The 19609-nt window shown below is 60.9% G+C and carries 16 protein-coding genes and 2 pseudogenes; 8 read left to right on the plus strand and 10 right to left on the minus strand.

Features of this window, described 5'->3' with window-relative positions; genetic code table 11:
* Positions 1-222: 222 nt before the first annotated feature.
* From ACS4RS_RS31920 to ACS4RS_RS31930, 3 genes are all read right to left on the minus strand, one after another.
* A complete protein-coding gene (locus ACS4RS_RS31920) occupies positions 223-390 on the minus strand; it encodes a histidine kinase (RefSeq protein ID WP_449314107.1) in 168 nt (55 codons plus the stop codon).
* A gap of 362 nt (positions 391-752) precedes the next feature.
* Positions 753-1136, minus strand: a complete 384-nt coding sequence (locus ACS4RS_RS31925; protein ID WP_439012214.1) for a type II toxin-antitoxin system VapC family toxin — start codon at positions 1134-1136, stop codon at positions 753-755.
* Complete coding sequence (locus ACS4RS_RS31930; RefSeq protein WP_439012215.1) at positions 1133-1333, minus strand: type II toxin-antitoxin system VapB family antitoxin; 201 nt, start codon at positions 1331-1333, stop codon at positions 1133-1135. The genes ACS4RS_RS31925 and ACS4RS_RS31930 overlap by 4 nt, the downstream gene beginning before the upstream one ends.
* Before the next feature lie 424 nt (positions 1334-1757).
* On the opposite strand from ACS4RS_RS31930, the gene ACS4RS_RS31935 reads away from it, so the two are divergent.
* Positions 1758-3941, plus strand: coding sequence for an ATP-binding protein (locus ACS4RS_RS31935; protein WP_439012216.1), 2184 nt, complete (start codon positions 1758-1760; stop codon positions 3939-3941).
* 740 nt (positions 3942-4681) lie between these two features.
* Here the strand turns inward: ACS4RS_RS31935 and ACS4RS_RS31940 are convergent.
* On the minus strand, positions 4682-5020 hold the full coding sequence (locus ACS4RS_RS31940) for a hypothetical protein (RefSeq protein WP_439012218.1): 339 nt from the start codon (positions 5018-5020) through the stop codon (positions 4682-4684).
* A pseudogene (locus ACS4RS_RS31945) lies at positions 5020-5259 on the minus strand (divalent metal cation transporter); the annotation flags it as partial. The gene ACS4RS_RS31940 and the pseudogene ACS4RS_RS31945, both read right to left, overlap by 1 nt.
* On the opposite strand from ACS4RS_RS31945, the pseudogene ACS4RS_RS31950 reads away from it, so the two are divergent.
* From ACS4RS_RS31950 to ACS4RS_RS31965, 4 genes and pseudogenes are all read left to right on the plus strand, one after another.
* Positions 5246-5539, plus strand: a pseudogene (locus tag ACS4RS_RS31950) (ABC transporter permease subunit); the annotation flags it as partial. The pseudogenes ACS4RS_RS31945 and ACS4RS_RS31950 overlap by 14 nt on opposite strands.
* Positions 5536-6387, plus strand: a complete 852-nt coding sequence (locus ACS4RS_RS31955; RefSeq protein ID WP_439012219.1) for an ABC transporter permease subunit — start codon at positions 5536-5538, stop codon at positions 6385-6387. The pseudogene ACS4RS_RS31950 and the gene ACS4RS_RS31955, both read left to right, overlap by 4 nt.
* Positions 6388-6400: 13 nt before the next feature.
* Complete coding sequence (locus tag ACS4RS_RS31960; RefSeq protein WP_449314108.1) at positions 6401-7399, plus strand: 4-hydroxyproline epimerase; 999 nt, start codon at positions 6401-6403, stop codon at positions 7397-7399.
* A 40-nt stretch (positions 7400-7439) separates the two neighbouring features.
* The gene (locus ACS4RS_RS31965) at positions 7440-8453 is read left to right on the plus strand and encodes a helix-turn-helix domain-containing protein (protein WP_439012220.1); all 1014 of its coding nucleotides are present in this window, start codon (positions 7440-7442) and stop codon (positions 8451-8453) included.
* A 25-nt stretch (positions 8454-8478) separates the two neighbouring features.
* On the opposite strand, the gene ACS4RS_RS31970 is transcribed toward ACS4RS_RS31965, so the two are convergent.
* From ACS4RS_RS31970 to ACS4RS_RS31980, 3 genes are read right to left on the minus strand one after another with little or no spacing between them, the layout of a single operon-like run.
* Entirely contained in the window at positions 8479-9759 is a 1281-nt protein-coding gene (locus tag ACS4RS_RS31970; protein ID WP_439012221.1) for a M24 family metallopeptidase, read from the minus strand.
* Positions 9760-9796: 37 nt separating this feature from the next.
* Complete coding sequence (locus ACS4RS_RS31975; protein ID WP_439012222.1) at positions 9797-10888, minus strand: FAD-binding oxidoreductase; 1092 nt, start codon at positions 10886-10888, stop codon at positions 9797-9799.
* Positions 10878-12131, minus strand: coding sequence for an SRPBCC family protein (locus tag ACS4RS_RS31980; protein WP_439012223.1), 1254 nt, complete (start codon positions 12129-12131; stop codon positions 10878-10880). Before ACS4RS_RS31980 ends, ACS4RS_RS31975 begins: the two co-directional genes overlap by 11 nt.
* A gap of 110 nt (positions 12132-12241) precedes the next feature.
* Between ACS4RS_RS31980 and ACS4RS_RS31985 the strand changes: the two genes are divergently transcribed.
* Entirely contained in the window at positions 12242-13129 is an 888-nt protein-coding gene (locus ACS4RS_RS31985; RefSeq protein WP_439012224.1) for a LysR substrate-binding domain-containing protein, read from the plus strand.
* On the opposite strand, the gene ACS4RS_RS31990 is transcribed toward ACS4RS_RS31985, so the two are convergent.
* Complete coding sequence (locus ACS4RS_RS31990) at positions 13130-14782, minus strand: DapH/DapD/GlmU-related protein (protein WP_439012225.1); 1653 nt, start codon at positions 14780-14782, stop codon at positions 13130-13132.
* A gap of 66 nt (positions 14783-14848) precedes the next feature.
* Complete coding sequence (locus ACS4RS_RS31995) at positions 14849-15343, minus strand: Lrp/AsnC ligand binding domain-containing protein (protein ID WP_439012226.1); 495 nt, start codon at positions 15341-15343, stop codon at positions 14849-14851.
* Between the two features lie 173 nt (positions 15344-15516).
* Between ACS4RS_RS31995 and ACS4RS_RS32000 the strand changes: the two genes are divergently transcribed.
* Both ACS4RS_RS32000 and putA read left to right on the plus strand, forming a co-directional pair.
* Positions 15517-15723, plus strand: coding sequence for a hypothetical protein (locus tag ACS4RS_RS32000; protein ID WP_439012227.1), 207 nt, complete (start codon positions 15517-15519; stop codon positions 15721-15723).
* A gap of 28 nt (positions 15724-15751) precedes the next feature.
* Positions 15752-19459 (plus strand): trifunctional transcriptional regulator/proline dehydrogenase/L-glutamate gamma-semialdehyde dehydrogenase, encoded by a 3708-nt coding sequence (putA, locus tag ACS4RS_RS32005; RefSeq protein WP_449314109.1) that lies wholly within the window; start codon positions 15752-15754, stop codon positions 19457-19459.
* Positions 19460-19609 lie beyond the last annotated feature (150 nt).

Here is a 19609-nt window from a genome sequence, read left to right on the forward strand (position 1 = left end):
GTGAAGGTCTCGCGGTCAAGCAAAACGCCGGCGCGGCAAGTCGGCCCGTGATGGGAGGGTGTCTCTTTTAGGGGCCGTTGCAACATTAACTCTGCCTAGATTGCCCTCGCTATTATGCCGAAGTATATTTTTTTAGCCCTTTCGCCCGATTCCTAAACCAAACCAATTCTGCCGGATGTATCAGGTCGCCCTCTTTCTTGCTGATCACCCAGCCGCGAGCATTTACCGGCGGATCCCTTTGGGGGCTATCTGCAGCGAGTGGCGCAACCTCTTTAAGTCTGCACGCCGGCCGAACAGGAGCTCAACGCGCTTCAGATGACGCGCAATATGCTCGAACGCCTTCGGGAAGCGCAGCAATGGGTCGGGCTGGCGGACGAGGGTGACGTACATCTCGTCATCGTAGGCACCCATGGCCGGGCGGGCGTGCTGAATCTTCCCAAGGGGTGTCCCTTACCCGCCCCCGCTCCTCTCTCGCAACCCGGCCCAGCCGGTCGGATCGGGGGCTGCCATCAGCGCCAGCGGCGATGCTGAGTGTCGCATTTCTAAGTGGCTGAGGACGTCGCGTCTCTACTCAGCTTTGACAACAGTGAAATACCGGGGTCAACGGTTCTGGCACGGTGAGAGCTTTCAAGGCCAACGACCGGCTGGTTGCCATAGAGTTCGCTTTTTGAGCCAGCAAGATCGCATAATGCATCGATCGGAACTCTGCGCTCAGGCGGCTCACGACCAGCATGAGTGCTTCGATACAGCATTTAGTTTCCCGCGCTGGCAGGGGTGTGCAATGAAGCCCCCGCCTTTTCGGCCGCTGCCCGCAGACGCCTGTCTCTGGTCCATAAGACCGCTCTTTGATCGAGGAGAACTGAGGCCATCAAGTGGGCATCTGTATAGCCAATGCCCATACTGAAAATGGCGTGGCGATCAATCATCATCATAACTTCGTCGTGCGTCGCGACGAACGCTTCGCGCTGGGCCGCCAGGAAAGCCATCACGCTACTGCGATCCCGAAGGCTGCCAAGTGCGAGCTCTCCGATTACGGCTGGGTGGCATAAGAGACGATCGTCCTCAATAATCCTACGCAGCTCTGAATCGGCATGCCGGAAATGATCGATCCAGATGGAAGTGTCGGCAAGTATCACTTGGCAGCTGCGCTCCGGCGGCGTGGGGCTGCCTCCGCATCCGGCATAGTTCCGCCAAGCGCGATGAGGCGTTTTCCCGACTCCACACGAACAAGCGTCTCCAACGCTCGGCGGACCAGAGCGGCGGTTTCTTTCGTGCCCGTTAGAGACCTAGCCCTTTCCATGAGGGTGTCGTCTAGATTGATAGTCGATCGCATCGTTTGGCTTCCTTATTATGGTGTTATAGATAGCACCATTTGGTGATAAAATCTACGCCTGATCTTCACTCCAATAGGTCGGCTGTCGGATGTGCAAATCCAGCGGCGCGATATTTGCATGAGGCGCGCGGGTTCCGGTCCCATCGACTGCACGCTTGTGGAATGGCGGGGTCGGTGGTCCGTATCCCTTCAAGGCGGATGTAAGTTCGGATTAGGGCGCGGTGTCTGTAGGTTGAACGAAACGGGGCTGTCGGTCGGACCAGTCAGGCCGCTGCTCCGGGGTTGAAGCGCTGGCAAGCCTTCCTCCCAACTTGAACGGTGCCAACAGCCAAGGTTGTGACAGCGTCAGAGCGAATGCTGGACCAGCAAGATGCTTGTGATACTTTGGAGCCAATTCGCGCCCTTACACTCCCGATGGTAGAAGATGACCTCATCCACGTACCTGCCTGCCGAGCGACTTCAGCAGATCCTCGACAGTGCCGTCGATACCGGCATCATTATCTTAGACCCGCACGGAATCGTCGTCAGTTGGAGCAAAGGGGCCAGCAATCTGCTTGGCTGGACTGAAGATGAGATGGTGGGAAAGACTCTGCTCGAGATTTTTCCCGCGCATCAGGATGCCGCGGGTTTGCTCGCCACCGAACTTGCCGATGCAAAGGCAAACGGCAAGGGTGGCGGCGAGGGGTGGCGATTTCGGAAGGACGGGAGCAAAATCTGGGCGGTTGGTGAAACCACGCCGCTGTTTGCCGATGGCGAAGGCTTAATCGGTTTCGTAAAAATTCTCAGAGATCGCACAAGGCAGCGGCGGACCGAATCCGCGCTGCGCGAGCGCACTCGCGCGCTGGAGGTTCTTAATCGTGCAGGAGCTATCCTGGCACGCGAAAACGATCTGGAACGGCTTGTTCAGGCGGTGACGGACGCCGGCGTCGAACTGACGGGGGCGCAATTCGGCGCGTTTTTCTACAACCTTGTCGATCACGCCGGCGAAAGCTACATGCTCTATTCGCTTGCGGGCGTGCCGCACGAGGCGTTCTCAAGCTTCCCCATGCCTCGCAACACGGCCGTATTTTCCGCAACATTCAAAGGGGAAGGCATCGTTCGGTCAGATGATATCACGCAAGATCCTCGTTATGGACAAAATGCTCCCTACGCGGGGATGCCGGAAGGGCATCTTCCCGTGAGGAGCTATCTCGCGGTCCCTGTCATTTCTCGAACAGAAGAGGTGATTGGAGGGTTGTTTTTCGGCCACGCTGATACCGGCGTGTTCAGCGAGGAGTCGGAACGGGGATTGCTCGGTCTTGCCGGTGAGACGGCTGTTGCCATCGACAACTCTCGGCTTTTCGAGGCTGCACAGCGCGAACTGGAGGAACGACGGCGCGCGGAAGAGGCTCTGAAGGAGCTGAACGCTCATCTCGAAGATCTTGTAATGCAGAAGACGGATGAGTTGACCCGCAATGCCGAAGCCTTACGGCAAGCGCAAAAGATGGAGGCGGTTGGGCAGCTGACCGGTGGCGTCGCGCATGATTTCAATAATCTGCTACAGATCATCGTTGGAAATCTCGACACGCTGTTGCGGACTCTGCCGGCTGAGGCAACCCGGCTTCGCCGCGCTGCTTCGCAGGCGATGGGCGGTGCCGAAAGAGCGGCGGCGTTGACCCAACGGCTCCTCGCCTTCGCCAGGCGCCAGCCGCTTGATCCGAAACCTGTCGACGCCAATAGCCTTATTCGGGGGGTGTCGGACCTTTTGCATCGAACGCTGGGAGAAATTTACGAGGTGGAGATCGTTCTTGCAGGCGGCCTTTGGAAAACTGAAGCAGATCCGAATGCGTTGGAAAGTGCCCTTCTTAATCTGGCCATCAATGCACGGGACGCGATGTCGGATGGCGGGAAGCTCACGATCGAGACCTTCAACGCGCACCTGGATGAAGCCTATTCAGCAAATCATGCTGAAGTGGTTCCGGGACAATATGTTGCAATATCTGTCTCCGATACTGGATCGGGGATGGACGCAGAAACCGTCGCTCGCGCTTTCGAGCCTTTTTTTACGACCAAGGATCAGGGGAAAGGGACCGGGCTTGGCCTAAGCCAGGTCTACGGCTTCGCCAAGCAATCGAAAGGACATGTGAAAATCTACTCAGAGCTTGGGCAAGGGACAACCGTCAAGATTTACCTGCCGAGGCTCCTATCGGGGCATGTCGATGAGGAAGCCATTGCCCCTCTCCCACTCCCCGAAGCGGCTGTCGGCGAGATCATTCTGGTGGTTGAGGATGACCCCGACGTCCTGACCTATTCTGTGGAGTCATTAAAGGAGCTCGGTTATCGCGTCTTGGAAGCCAAGGACGGTCCAACGGCATTGCAGGTTCTGGCGTTCAACCTACCGGTGGATCTTATATTTACCGATGTCGTGTTACCCGGGGGCATGAGCGGCGCGGATGTGGTCGCAAGGGCGAGGGAACGTCAACCGTCGATCAGGGCCCTGTTCACGACCGGTTATTCTCGCAATGCCATCGTCCATCAGGGCCGGCTCGATAAGGGGGTCCATCTCCTGCAGAAGCCATTTGCACTCGCAGATCTCGCCTTGCGCATCAGGAACGTGCTCGATCGGTAGCATGGGGGGCGGCCATGTAGTTTCTTTTAACCGGTTGGCGTTTCGCCCATGGCGAACACCACCGCATTTTCCTACTTTTCGCGCAGGCCTGGTAGGAAGCAAACCGCAAACCGCATAGTGGGTCCGTCCTCGAAACTAGCGGCTGAACGAACATCAGTTTCTTGCGCCGAGTGGCGTGGCCCCCAAATCGGTTCCCAACTTGTCGAGCGTGGCGTGCGCTGTCTGCCGCTAATGCCCGTCATCGCTGTGAACGGGCATAGGAAGGCTGTCGTCCTTTTTGCGGAATAGTGAAGTCCGAGAAGGTGGCGGAGGTTGAGTCCGATGATCGTGCCAGCTCGCTCGATAGTGAGTCCTGTCGCCATCGTCGTGGTCGGAAGCTGCAGATGCGGTTATGCCGGCTGACACCGCAACGGCTATTTCTTCAAATGGCTACCGTCCAGCGGGGCAAGTTCCGTTTCGTCGCAAAGCAGCCTCAACTCGGCCTTGCCGATCTGATTTGATTCCAGCGTATGCGATAGCCGCGATGCCTGCGGCGGAGGTGAAAAAGATCAAGTAGCTCTATACCTAATGGCGATGCAGACATTCGCTCCATGGCGGCGTATAGGCCGACATGAAACTCGGTTATAACAAGATCTGGCCCGTCTTGTTCGGCCCGTATCGCTTCGATATGGCCAATCGTTTTGCCCGCTCTCGATGAGACGGCCCGGCCCAGAAGCAATTCGATATTGATCTCCACCAATTTAGGCTCCGGGAATTTTACCCACCACTCTTTCTCGCAGCCAGTCTTGCCAGTCAAAAATCGCGGTGTCTCTCACGGCCGCGTTCAACTGAACGTCAATCCCAATCCCGTGGACAGCGCTCCACGCCACGCGATGGCCAAGTTTGGTGGCAAACCAAGTTATCCATCGCTGTGGTCGGTGACCAAGTCGACCGGCCATCGCAATAGCGCCGACTTCTATCGCGACCACGCGGGGAGGGCCATCTTGGCGCAGTTCGGCGACGATACCGTCTACCTTGCCCATCTTCACGCCGTCGCGGTCGACCAGTTGCTTGTCCAGAACATCATGCAGCAAATCCATCACGTGCCTCCGAGCAGCTCCAGCGGGATGGTCACAATCGCCAGGACAGAGCCCAGAAGAATGATCAAGACGACTGCCTAATTAGAAATAATGCCGTTCCCATGTTTTCCAACATATCGCTCATCATTCATCAGGAAGAGAAACGGAACGACTGTCAGCGGAAGCGTGGCAGCAGTCAAAGCCATGGACAGAATTGTCAGATTTAGCGGATCGACCCCAAAGGCGATCGGGGAGGCGCTCGGGATGACGCCGGCAAAGATGTTCTTCAAGATCCGTCTTCCCTTTGCCCTGCCGAGCATCATGGCTGGCATCAACCAGAGCCTGATGATGGCCTTCGGCATGGTGGTCATCGCCGGCATCGTCGGCTCCGGCGGGCTCGGAGAGACGATCTACGGCGCGATCAGGACACTCGACATCGCCACCTCTATCAATGGAGCGATCGCCATCGTGGTATTGACCATGGTGATTGACCGGATAACCCAGAGTGCCGCTCGCTTGGGAACAGGGAGGAAAGCATGAATCTCTCGACCTTGCAGTTTTCGCCCGGCGCCTTCCTGGCTCCATCAGTCGATTGGCTCAACACCAATCTTCACCCGCTCTTTGCGGCCATCAGCTATCTGGTGGAAACGGTGCTTTCGGCAATCGAGGCAGCACTGCTCTTCGTGCCGCCCTATGCGCCGATCGCGGTCGTCGTCGTCCTGGCATTTTTTGCCGTCAGCCTGCGCGCCGCGGTCCTTGCCGGTCTCAGCCTCGGCTTCTGCCTGCTGGTCGGGCTGTGGACGGCATCGATACAGACCCTTGCGCTGGTCAGCGTCGCTGTCATGATCTCGGTGCTGATCGCCTTTCCGATCGGCGTCCTGTGCTCGCGGCACAAGACACTGGAAGCGGTGGTTCGGCCAATTCTCGACGTGATGCAGACCGTGCCGCCCTGGGTCTACCTCATTCCGGCGGTGATGATCTTCAGCCTTGGACGCGTGCCGGCGATTATCGCCACCATCGTCTACGGCATTCCGCCGATGCTGCGCCTGACGACGCTGGCCTTCAATCAGGTGCCCAAGGTCTTCATCGAACTCGGCAGCGCCATCGGGGCGCCGCCGCGCTCGATCCTGTGGAAGATCGAAATCCCGCTGGCCAAGCAGACGCTGCTGGTCGGACTCAACCAATGCATTCTTCTGTCGCTGGCCATGGTCGTGCTGGCCGGCCTCGTCGGCGCAGGCGGCCTCGGCGCCGAGGTGACGCGCGGCCTGACGCGCATGGAAATGGGGCTTGGTCTGAGGGCCGGCCTGGCGATCGTCGCGGTCGCCCTCCTGCTCGACCGGTTGTCCCGCGGCCTGCTCGACCGTGACAGGCTGCCGAAGGCGAGATGAGGAGTAACCGAGGATGAGAAACAGCTTCTTCTGCATCGACGCGCATACCTGCGGCAACCCCGTCCGCCTCGTCGCCGGCGGCGGCCCATTGCTTCCGCACCTGCCGATGGGCGAGCGTCGGGAAATCTTCGTCCGCGACCACGACTGGGTCCGCAAGGCGTTGATGTTCGAGCCGAGGGGACATGACATCATGTCGGGCTCGATCATCTATCCCCCCTATCGGGAGGACTGCGATTTCGCCGTTCTTTTCATCGAGGTCAGCGGCTGCCTGCCGATGTGCGGCGCCGGCACGATTGGCACCGTGACCGCAGCCATCGAAGAGGGACTGGTCAAGCCGCGCGAGCCGGGTAGGGTCGCCATCGAAACGCCGGCCGGCAGAGTGGATGTCACCTATGAGGAGAAGGGCGGATATGTCGATTCCGTTCGTCTCCACAATGTGGCGAGCTATCTGCATGAGGCGGATGTCGAGGTCGATGTTCCTGGTATGGGCCGTCTGCGCGTCGATATCTCCTATGGCGGCAATTATTATGCGGTTGTTGAGCCGCAAGAGAACTGGAGTGGGCTAGACGGCAAGAGCGCCTCCGACATCGTCGGCTGCAGCCAGAAGCTCAGATCAGCACTTGCCGAGGTCTGCGATCCCGTTCATCCCGACGATGCCAGGATCCGCGGCGTGCATCATGCAATCTGGTGCGACCGCCCGGTGAACGACGTCTCGGACGGACGCTGCGCGGTCTTTTATGGCGACAAGGCGATCGATCGGTCCCCAGGCGGCACCGGCACCTCGGCGCGCATGGCCCAGCTCCATGGGAAGGGGCGGCTCGCCGTCGGGTCGAGATACCGCCATGAAAGCCTGATCGGAACCATTTTCGAGGGCTGGGTCGAAGCCGAGGCAAGGATCGGATCCTATCGCGGGATTCTTCCCAGCATCGGAGGCTGGGCGCGGGTCATCGGCCACAACACCATTTTTGTTGACGACCGGGATCCGCTGGCGCACGGTTTTCAAATCCGATGAGCGCGTTTTCCGAGTTTTGCGAGGCGGCAAGGAGATGACAATGCGACCGGAGCAGCATCGACAGGGAGACGGCGCCGCGAAATCCGCTGCCCGGCTCAAGGTGGGATTCGTGCTGTCGCGGTCGTTTACGCTGTCGGCCTTCGCACTCTTCGTCGACACGCTGCGGCTTGCCAGTGACGAGCAGGATCGGTCCGGAAGGGTGCTTGCCGACTGGCAGGTGATCGGCAGCACGCGGCATCTGATCACCTCGAGCTGCGGGGTCCAGGTTGCTCCAACCTCCGATTTCGTCGATCCGCTGAAATTCGACTATATCGTTGTCGTCGGTGGGCTTCTGACGGTGGAAAACCCTGTCGACCAGCAGACCATCAATTTTCTCAGACAGGCGGATGCCAAGAAGGTGCCGCTGATCGGCGTTTGCACCGGGTCGTTCATTCTTGCGGCGGCGGACCTGATGAAGCGGCACGAGTCCTGCGTGAGCTGGCTGCATTACAAGGAGTTTCGCGAGCGGTTTCCCGACCTCGGCGTTCGGTCCGACCGGCTCTTCAATCTCGATCGCCAGCGCGGATCCTGCGCCGGCGGCAGCAGTTCGGCCGACATGGCCGCGTTGCTGGTCAGGAAATATATCAGCCGGGATGCCGAGCGAAATGCGCTTGAGGTGCTTCAGATCGAGAAGGCCCGGGCGCCGGCGGACATCCAGCCCCGCCGTCCGCTGTATGACGACTATGACGACGCTCGCGTCAAGGCGGCGATGATTACGATGGAACAGTTCGTCGACGGCAGCATATCGATCCAGAAGCTTGCCGGCATGGTTGGCCTGTCACGGCGGCAGTTGGAGAGAATTTTCATCGACAAGACGGGAATGTCTCCCGCCAAGGCCTATAATCGGGTTCGCATGGAGCGGGCAAAATCGATCCTGGTCCAGTCGAAGGCGCCGCTGATCGAGATCGCGCTCGACGTCGGCTTCGAAAACGCCTCGCAGTTCACGCGAACCTTCAAGCGGACCTTCGGGCACACCCCGTCGCAGCATCGCGCGGCAGCTTTAAGAGCACACTGACCGAGACGCCTCGCGCGACGAGGTTTCAGATATCCTCCCACGGAAAGCTGTCCAGCCGCTCCGCGCCCTTTGATGTGATCAGGGCCTGGGTTTCCAGTTTGATGCTCTCAGATCCGGCTTCGGCGATCAGGCTTTCGACGTTGAGCACCATGTTCTCTTCGATGATGCCGCTGAAATCAGGATCGAAATCCGGGTGCAGCAGCACGCCCGGCCATTCGTCGGCCATGCCGGTGCCGTGCAGGGCGAGCGTATAGCGATAAGGCTGGTATTTCTCCGGGATTTGCCACGACAATTCGTTGAACTCCCGGAATGTCATTCCCGGTCGGATGACCGAGAGATTGTGCTCGATCTGGTTCCTGGCTGCGGCGTAAAGCTTCTTCTGCTTGGCGTTCATCGCCACATGGCCTGATGTCCATGAGCGCGAGAGGTCGGCGCAATAGCCGTAGGGGCCGATCATATCGGTGTCGAAGGAGATCATCTCGCCGCGCTTGATGACGTAGTCCGAACATTCCTGATACCAGGGATTGGTTCTCGGGCCTGCGGTCAGCAGTTTGGTTTCCAGCCATTCGCCGCCGCTGCGCGCATTTTCGAAGTGGAGCTCGGCCCAGATTTCCCGCTCGGTGCGGCCCGGCTCTGATACTTCGTACATCCGCGCCATGCCCGCTTCGCAGACGCGGATCGTCCAGCGCATCAGCTCGATTTCCTCGGCGCTTTTGATCGACCGCGCCCGTTCGGCCAGCTCCTGGCCGTCGAGAAGGGTAAATCCGCGTTCCGTGAGTTCGAACGCGCCTGATGGTTCGAGCCTGTCGACGGCGATGCGCCTGTTGGCGCCATTCCCCTTGACGATGTCGGCGATCTCGTCCGCCCAGGCCTTCAGGCGGGGTTCCACGAGGTTGCCTGCGGTGAAGAAGATCCAGGATTTCGACGGCCGGATCTCGTCGATGCCGGGCAGCCCGTCATTGACGTGTTCGGCGCCTTCGAATTCGAAAATAATCGCCGGGCCGTCGGCCAGGATCAGCGCGTAGCGCGACGGATTGTGCATCGTCCAGATGCTCATATTCGACGAGTCGAAGGCATAGCGGATGTTGACGGGATCGTAGAGCAGCAGGGCGCCGCAATCCCATTCGCGCATCTTCATGCGCAGCCGCTCCAGCCGGTAGCGGCGCGCCAGGTCCAAGGTGGCGGCCGGCACAGGACTGATGAGAGGCCGGTCCGCTCCATCGGGATTGAGGTAAGCCTGCTTCCGCTCGTCCTTGAAGACGGTCGAGCCGGCCAGCTCGACGGATTCGTTTTCGTCTCGCAGCATCTGGGATCCCTATTGTCGAAAAGTAATGCGGTGTCGCTCAGCGTTCGATGATGAGATCGCTGAGCGGCTTCGAGCAGCAGGGCAGGAAAAAGCCGGCGTCGATTTCCCTCTGGCGGATGCCGCCATTGTGGTTCATGTCAACCGTGCCTGATGTCAGCTTCGACTTGCAGGTGCCGCAAACGCCGTTGGCGCAGGAAGATGGAATCCTGACGCCCGTCTTCTTCGCACAGGAGAGCACGCTCTGGTCGCCTGTTACCGCGATGCTGCGGGCCTGCTTCGAGAATGTGACTTGAAAGACCTTGGCCGTCGCTTCCTGGATCGCGGGGATCTCGAGTTCGTCGATGACCGCGGCGTCGAAGCTTTCTTCCAGGTAGTGCGAGGTGGGGACGCCGAGCTCGGCGGAAATGCTGCGTGCTGCCGCCATGAATGGGACGGGGCCGCAGCACATTACCGTTCGCTCCGCAATATCTGGAACCGCGAGCCTGACATAGTCCGCCGAAATGCGGCCGGTGAGGCCCGGCCAGGATGCCTCGCCCGCAACGGTCTCCGGCAGGAAGTGCAGTCGAAGGCCCTTGAGCCTGCCGGCGATGCAGGCCAACTCGTCACGGAAGATCAGATCCTGCGGCGTGCGCGCGGCGTGCATGAAGACGACATCGGCAGGATCGCAGCTGTCGGCGAGTTCACGCAGAATCGACATGACCGGGGTAATGCCGGAGCCGCCGGAGAGCAGCAGAAGTTTTGGCTTCGATGCCTCAGACCGGATGAAATGGCCAAGCGGGCCGTTCGCCTTAACGGATGCGCCCGGAACCAGGGTGTCGTGAAGCCAGTTGGAGATCTTGCCGCCCGGAACGCGCTTCACCGTGACGGAGAAGGCGTTCGTGCGATGCGGCGAAGAGGAGATGCTGTAGCACCGGCTTTCTGGCTCTCCGTTGTGCTCAAGGTCGAACAGGAAATACTGGCCGGCCTTGAAGGCGAACCGCTTCCCATCCGGGGATGCGAAGGTGAAGGTCTTGACGTCATGGGTCTCCTGCTGGACGTCGAGACAGACGAGCGCATCGTCTTCCTCGGGATTCCAGACGTCGTGACGGGCGGCCTTTGCGAGCAGCACTTGCGGGGTCCTAGTATCCATGAGCGCGCATCCGGTCGATGTACCAGCTGGCGAACTTGTCGAGGTTCGTCTCGGAAAAGCGGGAATAGGGGCCTGGCTGATAGGCGGGATCGAGAGCGCCGGCATGGGAGCGGGCGACGAGATCGGCGTCCTGATCCGTGGTGGCGACCCAGACATCCGTTAGCTTGTCGAGATCGTAATCGACCCCTTCGACGGCGTCCTTGTGCACCAGCCACTTGGTTCTCACCAGCGTCTTGCCGGCCGAGAGCGGGATGACCGTTGCCACGACAGCATGGTCGCCCATGAAGTGGTTCCAGCTGTTGTGACCCCAGAGATGCGTGTCGCCGAGATCCTTGCGGGTCATCTGCCCGAGGAGCTTGGAGGATGCGGCGGTGGCGTCGTGGGTCTGGGATTCGCCGGCACCTGATATGATCAGCCGCTGCGTGCGGAAGTTCGTGGCGCAGTCGGAAAGCTGCTCGACGGCAGCCGAGGGAAAACCGTCGGCCTCCCATGCCTGCGTGCGCTCCTCGTACAGCCGGAAATGCTCCTCGGCCTGCTCACGATCCTCAGGGCTCAGCGTTTCCGGATCGAAGCCGAAGTCGAGATCGACGAAGGAGACGCAGAGTTCCGGGTGGTTGGCGGAACAGTGATAACACTCGCGATTGTTCTCCATCGTCAGCTTCCAGTTGCCGTCCTCGATGACGTCGGTCTGGTGGGCGATCTTGGCATTGCGGATATCGTAGGGAGCAAGGCGCTCGACCATCGCCTGTTCGAGGCCGGCAATGTCCTCGGGCGGATTGTCGGACAGGCAGACGTAAATCAGGCCGCCGATCGATTTGAAGGTAACGGGCTTGAGACTATGACAATCCTTGTCGAATTCCTTGCCCATATGGGGGGCGTGGCTGAGCTCGCCCGTCAGCTCATAGGTCCAGGTGTGATAGGGACAGACGAGCTTCGAAACGATCGTCTTGCCCGGATTGAGAAGGCGGGAGCCGCGATGGCGGCAGACATTGTGCAGGACGCGGATTTCACCGTCGTCGTCGCGCAGAAGGATCAGGCTCGTCTTGCCGATATCGACGACGGTGGCGTCGCCGGCTTCGGGAACGTCACAGTCGAGGCCGACACAGATCCAGTGCTTGTGGAAGAAGACGTCGATGTCTGCTTCGAACACGTCTTCTCTGACATAGAGGCCGGCCGGCAGCGAATGGCCTTCAGAGCGGGAGTCGAGCAGCGCCGAAATGGAAGATGGGAGCCTGTTTAGCATGAGAACCTCTTATGTGAGAGTTTCCCCAGATTGCGCTTGCAGTGTCGGCCTTTCAACGGCATAAAAAATCATGTTCGCATAATCTTTTCTCATGTGAAAAGGTCTCCAAGATGCAATTTCGAAGACGGCTTCCATCGCTGACCGCACTGGTGACCCTGGAGGCGGTGCTGCGCCGGAAAAGCTTCACCCTGGCTGCGACCGAACTCGGCGTTACCCAGGCAGCCGTCAGCAGGCAGATTGCGTTGCTGGAGGAGGAGTTCGGCCAGTCCCTATTCGTGCGCAAGCATCGAGCGATCGAACCGACGGCAGCGTGCATCAGCCTTGGCGCGACACTGGCGAAGAGTTTTGCCGATATCGCCGAGAGTGTGGAAGCGCTCCAGTCGCGCAGTCAGGACGTGGTGACGATCGGCGCAACCGTCGCATTCTCTTCCTTCTGGCTGCTGCCGCGGCTGGCTGAATTCCGCCGGGCCAACCCGGGCATTCTGGTGCGGGTGATATCCCAGGATAGCCCGATTGCGCTCGACGACGGGGAGGTCGATGTGGCGATCCGCTACGGCCTGCCTCCCTTCAGCGACGGGACGGTTATCGCCTCGCGCGGCGATGTCATTTCCCCCGTCTGCTCTCCCGATTATCTCCGACGTCGGGGAGATGGGCCGCTCGGCTCGGCTGATGAATTCATCGAAACGGATGTTTTCGATCGTTCCTGGTACAGCTGGTCGCAATGGGTTTCGCTCACCGGCGCCAATATGACGGTCAAGCCGTCGCTTCGGTTCAGCCATTATACCGAGACAATCGCCGCCGCGCGCGCCGGGCAGGGGATTGCCTTGGGTTGGCGCATGCTGATCGGCACTTTTCTCGAGGACGGAACCCTGGTGCCCGCCGACCAAAGCGAGCTTGCCGCGGAAGATCGTTACAACGTGATCGTGCCCGTCAAAGCCAAGCGAAGCAATGCCCGCGACCTCGCCGCCGCCTGGCTGACCGCATCGCTGCACGGTTGATTATAAGCCGAGCCCGGACGTTGCAGTCCGGTGCACGCCTTTCGGGACGAAGGCGAACCGATCCGACAGATCCAGGAAATCCGCCGCCAGGTGAATGACCGAAAGCCACATTTCCGTTCCCTGCAAGCTCGGTTCACCGCCATCGGCGAAGGAAAAACCCTTGCCATCTCGCCATCGATCGAGCGCTTTCGATATGAGATCGCGGGCGATCGCCTCGCCATCGGCCCGCCGGTAATCGGTTTGCTGGGCAATCAGCAGCAGCGGATGGATCGTATCGAGTAGGTTGCACGCATTGTATTGCGCGCCGACGAAACCCTTGTGATTTCGGTAGTTGAGGTGAACCGTTTCGAGCGAAGCGTGCGGATGGGGAAGCGGCATGCCGAACTGCGCGTAGGTGCCGCGCGTCAACCGGTAAAAGCCGTTCACCGGTTGCAGCCATCCTTCCAGCGCCGTCGGTTCGCCCCACAGGCCCGAGACGGTGTTGGCGTTACCGCTCAGCCACTCGAAAAGCGCCTGGCGTGGACCTCTGATGCCGAAATACCGCGCGTTGAAGTACATGGCAGTTCCGATGGCATCGACGACGCTGCCGGCGTGCCATGCCCGGCTCGACCAGGGCAGGGTGTTCAGCCATCGCTCCAGCTCTTCAGCACCGAGCTGAACCGCCTGGATGGTGTGCCGTGGCCTGGAGCCGAGCAGTTCAAGCGAATAGCCGACCGAAAGCACATTGTAGAGTGCCTTCGGATCCGCCCTCAACGCCCGGCCATCTACGCGCGAATGCTCTTCGGGGAAAAGCCCGGTCTCTCGATCCTGAAGGCCTTGGAGAAGCTCGACGGTCTGCGACGGATCGAGCCCGGGCGGCAGATGCCCGAAGCCGGCGGCGATCTCGATGGCATCGCACAGATGCCGGACTGCCGGCCGCCTGACGCCGTCCGCCTCCAACGATTCATAGGCCTCAGGCGTTTTCCACCGTGCAAGAATGTCAGGCCATTGCTCTTTCGCGTTCTGACCGAGCTTGAGCAACCGGTCTTCGATATCTCCAGTGCCGGATTTCCTGGTTGCCGCGCCTCGGCTCCGCAGCACCTTTGCCGGTACGCCACCGGCAATCGACAAGGCGGGAATGTCCTGCGTGACCACAGCCCCGGCGGCGATCACCGCGCCGTTTCCAATGGTGACGCCATCAAGGATCACGCAATTGGCGCCGATCCAGACATCGTCGCCGATCGTGATGCCGAGGCTGATAACGCCTTGGCGGTGGATGGGGCGATCAGGATCGTCAAAGCTATGATTGAAGCCGACGATCGATGCATGCGAGGCAATCCGCACCCCATTGCCGCAGGTCACCTTGCCGGACACGCAGGCATAGGGATTGATGGAGCAATCATCACCAAGGATCACGTCGCCCCGAACGAGCGCGTGCCCGGCAATCCAGGACCGCTCGCCCATCGTCAGGCGCTCGGTGAAGATCGCAGCGTTCTCGGCGATATAGGACGTTTCGGCCAATTCAGCGCCGCAGACCCGCCGAAGCTCCGCCTTGCGGGCGAGGTGAGCGGGATGGTCGAGGTCCGACGCAATACGTTCCCACGGAAGATATTGCAGCCGGCGCGCTTCGTTATGTTCGGTCGCCGAGGTTTGCGGGCTGCTGGTGTGATCCATCTCGATCCTCATCTGCGCTTCAGTGGCCGAATATTGGCTTGGCGAGATTGTCGGCAATCGCGCCCTTCAGGACAAGCTCGGCCCGAACTTGTCCCAGGCTTCCTTGACCGTCTCCATCGCGACATTCGTCGAGGTGCTGGCAACGTGGGGCAGCGTCGAGATGCGTTCGCCGAGGACGCGGCGGTAGCGGCCGATGTCGCGGGTGCGGATCTTCAGGAGATAGTCGAACCGGCCGGCGATCATATGGCATTCTTCGACTTCCCGGATTTTCTTGATGGCGTCGTTGAAGCTTTTCAGCGCATCCTCGCGGGTGTCGGAGAGTTTCACCTCGACGAAGGCGATGTGGTCAAGCTGCATTTTCGCGGGGTTGAGGACGGCCTTGAAGCCTTCGATATAGCCGTCGCTGATCAGCCGCTTGAAGCGGATCTGGCACGGCGTCTTCGACAGTCCGACCTGTGCTGCGAGATCGGTGATCGACAGCCTGCCGTCCTCGGCGAGCGCGGCGAGGATCTTCCTGTCGAACTGGTCTAATTCACTAAAGATATCGGTTTCGCTAGCCATGTGAACTTTCGGGAATGAGTAAATAAGTTCATACAGCCTATAAACTGAAAAAATCAAGTGAGATCACGATTGGCGACTGTGATACCTTACACAGCGGCAATCGGAGGAAGGGCGTAGCCGCCCGGCATATTGTCGGATCGGCATTGGCGCTGCGCTCGAAATGGGGATCATGCATGCTCAGGAGTGAACCGGATGACGATCAGAAACCGGACCTGCTCGCTCACTACAGGCCGGTGGCGATAAGGGCGGTGGCTGCGGCATTCACCCTCAAGCGCGGCAAGCCAGATGTCCGCCCGCTTCGCGAGACGGAATATTCCGGCCCAGCTTTTACGGATGACGCCGCCTGGGACGACGAGCCCGGTGTCCCATTTATCCGTTAGACCGAACATCGATTTGATAGGGACTCCCATGTTGAACGCAGCGACCGACACCGTATCCTCCAATGATCCCGCCAACGGCGCGCCGTTCTCGGGCTTTGCCCCGCCGATCCGGCCGCAATCCGAACTTCGCCAGGCCATCACGGCGGCCTATCGCCGTCCCGAGACCGAATGCCTGCCGCCGCTCGTTGCCGCAGCGCGCGTCTCCGAGGCGAAACGCTACGACATTCGCAGCACCGCCCGCACGCTGATCGAGGCGCTGCGCGCCAAGCACAAGGGCACCGGCGTCGAGGGGTTGGTGCAGGAATATTCGCTCTCCAGCCAGGAAGGCGTGGCGCTGATGTGCCTTGCCGAAGCGCTGTTGCGCATTCCCGACACGGACACCCGCGATGCGCTGATCCGCGACAAGATCGCCGAGGGCAACTGGACCTCGCATATCGGCGGCGGCAAATCCATGTTCGTCAACGCCGCCACCTGGGGCCTCGTCGTCACCGGCAAGCTGACCTCGACGGTCAACGACCGCAGCCTCTCGGCAGCGCTGACGCGGCTGATCGCGCGCGCCGGCGAGCCGGTCATCCGTCGCGGTGTCGATATGGCGATGCGCATGATGGGCGAGCAGTTCGTCACCGGCGAAACGATCGAGGAGGCGCTGAAGCGCGCCCGGCCGCTCGAAGCGCGCGGTTTCCGCTATTCCTACGACATGCTCGGCGAGGCCGCGACGACCGCTGCCGATGCCGAACGTTATTTCAAGGACTATGAAAAGGCGATCCACGCCATCGGCAAAGCCTCGAACGGACGCGGCATCTATGACGGCCCTGGTATTTCGATCAAGCTTTCCGCCCTGCATCCCCGCTATGTGAGGGCGCAGGCCGACCGGGTGATGGGAGAGCTGCTGCCGAAGGTCAAGGCGCTCGCCGTCCTCGCCAAGGGCTACGATATCGGCCTCAATATCGACGCCGAGGAAGCCGACCGGCTGGAGCTTTCGCTCGATCTGCTCGAAGAACTCTGCTTTGCCCCTGATCTCGCCGGCTGGAACGGGCTGGGCTTCGTGGTGCAGGCCTATGGCAAGCGCTGCCCCTTCGTGCTCGACTATATCATCGATCTCGCCCGCCGCTCGGGGCGCCGGGTCATGGTGCGTCTGGTCAAGGGGGCCTATTGGGATGCCGAAATCAAGCGCGCCCAGCTCGACGGTCTCGACGATTATCCGGTCTATACCCGCAAGATCTACACCGACGTCGCCTACATCGCCTGCGCGCGCAAGCTGCTGAACGCGCCCGACGCGGTCTTCCCGCAGTTTGCCAGCCACAATGCGCAGACGCTGGCGACGATCTATCATCTCGCCGGTCCCGATTTTGCGGTCGGCAAATACGAGTTCCAGTGCCTGCACGGCATGGGCGAACCTCTCTACGACGAAGTCGTCGGCAAGGAAAAGCTCGACCGGCCCTGCCGCATCTACGCACCTGTTGGAACGCATGAGACGCTGCTCGCCTATCTGGTGCGGCGTCTCCTGGAAAACGGCGCCAACTCCTCCTTCGTACATCGCATCTCCGATCCGAACGTCTCGGTCGAGGCGCTGATCGCCGATCCCGCCGAAACCGTCGCTGCCATGCCCGTCATCGGCGCCGCCCACGCGCAAATCGCCTTGCCGAAAGCGCTTTACGGCAGTGCCCGCGCCAATTCCGACGGTCTCGATCTCTCGAACGAGGCGACCCTTTCCGATCTGGCGCAGACGCTCGCCTCTTCGGCTGCAAGCCCATGGCATGCGCTTCCGATCCTCGCCGACGGCTCGACGGACGGGGTGACGCGTGACGTCCTCAATCCTGCCGATCACCGCGATGTCGTCGGCACGGTCACCGAACTGAAGGTCGAAGAGGCCGCTCGTGTCGTGGCGATGGCGGCCGACTATGCGCCGCAATGGGCGGCGGTGCCGCCGGCCGAGCGGGCGGCTTGCCTGGAGCGGGCGGCCGACATCATGCAGGCCCGCATCAAGACGCTGATGGGCATCATCATGCGCGAAGCCGGCAAATCCGCGGCCAATGCCGTCGGCGAAGTGCGCGAGGCGATCGACTTCCTGCGCTATTACGCCGAACAGGCGCGCAAGACCCTCGGGCCATCTCATGCGCCCCTCGGCCCCATCGTCTGCATCAGCCCGTGGAATTTCCCGCTGGCGATTTTCACCGGGCAGGTGGCCGCTGCACTGGTGGCCGGCAATCCCGTGCTCGCCAAGCCTGCCGGCGTCACGCCGATCATCGCTTCGGAGAGCGTCAAGATCCTCCATGAGGCGGGCGTGCCTGTCGGCGCCTTGCAGTTCGTGCCCGGCAGCGGCCGCCTCGGCGCCGGCATGGTGGGTGCAAAGGAAACAGCCGGTGTCATGTTCACCGGCTCGACCGAAGTTGCCCGCATGATCCAGGCGCAGCTGGCCGAACGGCTGTCTTCGACCGGCAAGCCGATCCCGCTGATTGCCGAAACCGGCGGCCAGAACGGCATGATCGTCGATTCCTCGGCGCTCGCCGAGCAGGTGGTGGCCGACGTCATCGCCTCGGCTTTCGACAGCGCCGGCCAGCGCTGCTCGGCGCTCCGCGTCCTCTGCCTGCAGGATGATGTGGCCGACCGGACCCTCAACATGCTGAAAGGCGCCTTCCGCGAGCTGACGATCGGCCGTACCGATCGGCTGAGCATCGATGTCGGGCCTGTCATCAACGATGGCGCAAAGGCCGAGATCGACCAGCATATCGAGCAGATGCGCGGCGCCGGCCGCAAGGTCGATCAGCTACCGCTGCCCGAAAGTGCCGCGGCAGGGACCTTCGTTCCGCCGACGATCATCGAGATCAAGGACCTGTCGGACCTGACGCGGGAGATCTTCGGACCGGTCCTACATGTCGTCCGCTTCAAGCGAAACGGCCTCGATCGCCTGATCGACGACATCAACGCATCGGGCTACGGCCTGACATTCGGGCTTCACACCCGGCTTGACGAAACGATCGCGCATGTGACCAGCCGCATCAAGGCCGGCAACCTCTACGTCAACCGCAACATCATCGGCGCCGTCGTCGGCGTGCAGCCTTTCGGCGGCCGCGGCCTGTCGGGCACTGGTCCGAAGGCCGGCGGTCCGCTCTATATCGGCCGGCTGGTGCAGCGTGCTCCGGTGCCGCCGCAGCAGGATTCCGTTCATACGGACCTCGCCCTCCGCGATTATATCGTCTGGCTCGACAAGAAGGGCTTACCGGCCGAAGGGGAAGCGGCGCGCGGATATGCAAGCCGTTCGGCGCTCGGGCTCGAGCGGGAACTGGTTGGCCCGGTCGGCGAGCTCAATCTCTACGCGCTCCATCCCCGCGGCCGCATTCTTGCCGTGCCGCAGACCGAAAGCGGGCTCTATCGCCAGATCGCTGCAGCGCTGTCGACGGGCAATCACGTCGTCGTCGACGCCGGCTCCCTGCCGAAATTGGTCCTGGCTGATTTGCCGGCGGCTGTCGCCAGCCGGGTCTCATGGACGTCGGATTGGGAAAAGGACGGGCCATTCTCGGGCGCACTGGTCGAAGGGGATCGCGACAGGGTTCTGGTCGTCAACCGGAAGATTGCTGCTCTGCCGGGTCCGCTTCTGCTGGTCCAGGCGGCGACAAGCGAGGAGTTGACGACAGATCCCGAAGCCTATTGCCTCAACTGGCTGCTGGAGGAGGTGTCGACATCGATCAACACCGCGGCAGCCGGCGGCAACGCCAGCCTTATGGCGATCGGCTGAGAAAAACGATGCGAGGGCGCGCACATGCGCCCTCGATCGCCGTTTCGCATGTCCTGAAAAACTCGACACCATTGACCATTTTTTTAAGAGTTCTGGCTATCGTGGCAAGCTGGCGCGACGACTGCCAATTGCGGTCACATCGACATGATC

Source organism: Rhizobium sp. F40D2 (assembly GCF_051810745.2).
In the GTDB taxonomy this organism is placed as follows: Bacteria; Pseudomonadota; Alphaproteobacteria; order Rhizobiales; family Rhizobiaceae; genus Rhizobium.